This is a genomic window from Paenibacillus sp. P4_E11 (assembly GCF_056401635.1).
In genome coordinates, this window is sequence record NZ_JBFUIX010000733.1 from 1 (window position 1) to 522 (window position 522).

Genomic DNA, 522 nt, shown 5'->3' on the forward strand with positions numbered 1-522 from the left:
TACATGGACTGTGCTAGTTAGGATAACAAGACATATTGATGATACATGGGATACATTTGCTGATGTTGCTTTTATAGTTGACGAAGCACCTTGGCATTTGCTCAAAACAGGCTATAGCTTTAATCTCTGGGCAGGAAAGGATATTGCTACAGTGACCATTGTTTAAGCGAAGTCTATAATATAGCATGAAGGAGGGATTCTCTTGCAAAAAGTAATAATTCCAGAAGAAGCTTCGATAAATTTGAGAAAAGATATGGAACGAGTATGGGATATAAGACAACCTTACTGGTATCCATTATTCGATTGCAGTAGAGAAGACCTTATAGCTTTTGATTCCGAATATATAGAGAGTGAAGAAAAGCTAAATGATATTATTACGTTGCTTACGCACCATGGAGTTGAGCAGGTAATTGAATTTCTAGAAACAGGTGAGACTTTCAATATACAGGTTTCAAATCTGTACCCTTATTATTGCTACAATGGCGATCTCACAGGCGGTGAGGGGTTTTGGACTTCGCAGAG

The 522-nt window shown here is 37.9% G+C and carries 1 protein-coding gene; it reads left to right on the forward strand.

The annotated features are described in order from the left end of the window. Window positions 1-202 precede the first annotated feature (202 nt). On the forward strand, window positions 203-522 hold a 320-nt coding region (locus AC1DWB_RS37190), incomplete at its 3' end, for a hypothetical protein (protein ID WP_477546030.1).